This is a genomic window from Petrotoga halophila DSM 16923, assembly GCF_002924615.1.
The window spans coordinates 1-2,570 of record NZ_JALY01000290.1 but is presented as its reverse complement, the minus strand read 5'-3'; the positions used below and the strand labels follow the sequence as shown (position 1 = coordinate 2,570).

At 33.2% G+C, this 2,570-nt stretch carries 2 protein-coding genes; both read right to left on the bottom strand.

All coding sequences use genetic code 11. The features are described 5' to 3' along the window. A partial coding sequence (locus AA81_RS13110) for a chemotaxis protein CheA (RefSeq protein ID WP_103899285.1) occupies positions 1 to 1,814 on the bottom strand: 1,814 nt, incomplete at its 3' end. A gap of 27 nt (positions 1,815 to 1,841) precedes the next feature. After that, the coding region (locus AA81_RS13105; RefSeq protein ID WP_146050404.1) for a CinA family protein at positions 1,842 to 2,570 on the bottom strand (729 nt) is incomplete at its 5' end.

The window sequence follows — 2,570 nt, the reverse complement described above, 5'->3', positions numbered from 1 at the left end:
TTTTCATAACCAAATAACTTTCTTAAACGTACTACAGGCATTACTTCCCCTCGCAAAAGGAAAACTTCTTGGCCTTGGACAATTTTTAACTCACCATCACTCAATCTTTGAGTGGTGTCAATATTGGCAATAGGTATAGCATATACTTGCTCATTTACAGTTATGAGAAGAGCTTCGATAATTGCTAAGGTAAGAGGTAACCTTATACTTATCTTTGTACCTTTTCCTTTTTTTGTTTCCAGAGAAATAGTACCCTTTAAACTCTCTATAGTACTTTTAACTACATCCATTCCAACGCCTCTACCTGATAATTCCGTAGAAACTGTTTTAGTAGAAAAACCAGGTAAAAAGACAAAATTGTATATCTCCTCTTCGCTTAATTTTGATGCTTCTGATGAACTAATCAATCCCTTATTTATAGCTGTCCGGAGTATTTCATTTACATCAAACCCTTTCCCATCATCTTCCACTTCTATGATAACTCCGTTACCTTCATGCCGAGCTGATAACTTCAAAGTGCCTGTTTCGGGTTTCCCTTTAGCCAAACGCTCGTGAGGACCTTCTATACCATGATCAAGAGAGTTCCTTAATAGATGAACCAAGGGCTCACCTATCTCGTCAACCACGGTTCTATCTAATTCTGTTTCTTCTCCTTGAATCACAAAGTTCACTTTTTTCCCCAATTCTTTTGCAAGATCTCGTACAAGCCTTGGAAATCTATTGAACACAAAAGCAACTGGAACCATTCTAATTTTCATAACAACATTCTGAAGATCTAAGGTTATTCTTGAAAGTTGAGTTAAACTTTCGTCTACTTCTTTTACATCGTACTTACTTAAAGTTTCAATAATTCTACTTCTAGCTATGACGAGCTCTGCCATTAAATTCATCAAATCATCCAATTTATTTATATCTACTCTTATACTTCTTGAAAGCTTAACTTCTTTTTTGTTATTCTCTAGACCCTCTTGTTTTGACCCTTCTTCCTCATCTTTACTCTCTTCTTCTGATCCAAAAAGATTATTCGCTGAAAATTCATCCACATAAACCGATTCTACTTCGGCAACTTTATTAACAAGTTCTGCTATTTCTCCAATGCTTTTGGAGGTAACAATCCCAAAAATTAATTCTTTATCAAAATTTTCTTTTTCTATCTCTTCTACACTGGGATAAGTATAAACTATCTCACAGCCATTATCTTCTAATTTATGATGTATTGCGTAAGCTCTTGCCTGCTTTAACTGAACACCATCCTCTAAAATAACTTTTAAAATAAAAAAGTTGAGATTATTTTCTTTGGCTCTTTTAAAAACATTCTCTAAAAGTTCCTTAGTTTCTTCGCTCATTTTAGAGTATATTTCATTATTTTGTTTGACTTGATTTTCTTCGTGTTCAGTCGTTTTGTACTTGGACGATTTAGAGGAATCAGTTGATTCCACATAAGAGTTAATTTTATCTAAAAGTTTTTCCAGTTTTTCTATACTCCCATTTCCACCTTGTTCTATATCTGTAATACTCTCTTCTAATGCGTCCGAGGCTTTAAATAAAAAATCCATCAGGTCGTTGGTTAAATCAATCTTTTTATTTCTTAATGAATCTAATACATTTTCCAATTTGTGGGAAAATTTAGCCAACGTATCAAACTCCATAGTTCCTGCCATACCTTTTAAGGTGTGAATCACTCTGAAAATATTGTTTATTATTTCTAGGTTACTTTTATCTTTTTCAAGTTCAAGTAGAAGGTCATTAAGCTCTTGAATATTTTCTTTAGATTCCTCTAAAAAAACATTTAAATATACATCATAATTCGACAATTCTATCCCCTCCTATTTCTAACTATTCTACACCCTTTTAAAGGGATTTTGATTCCGAACCAAATTTAAAATATTCCAAAAAGCAAAATAAGTGGCTCTTTTTCGAATTTCATCCCTATCCCCTGTAAAAACCTTTTTTAAGGCACCAAAATCTTCATTAGTGAGAAAACCAAACCAAACCATTCCAACCGGTTTTTCTTCACTCCCCGAACTTGGCCCTGCTATACCACTAACGGATACACAAATATCACTTTCCATGATTTTCTTCAAACCATATGCCATTTCTTTGACGGTTTCCTCGCTAACAGCTCCAAATTTTTCTATGGTTTCTTTTTTGACGTCCAATAATCTTACTTTTGATTCATTAGAATAGGTCACAACTGAACCTTTGAACACATTAGAAACACCTGGAATAGATACCAATGTATCTGAAAGCATCCCTCCGGTACATGACTCCGCAAAAGAAAGTGTTTTTGAAGACTCCATTAATGCTTCAAATAAAGTAATTTCTAAACTTTTAAAACCAATAAAATACTTACTAAATTGAGACATTATCTTTTCTAATATGGGCTCAAAATCATCATTTTTTTGCATTCTAATCCTTAAACTGGGGCCGATGTATTCTTCTATTTTTGTAGAGTAATCAAAATTTTTCAGAATGACTGAAACTTCTTGCATTAACTCAGCTTCTGTTAAGCCATAAAAATAAAGGGAGTATTCTACATTGTCGTTTTTCATATTACTTTTTAATTCATT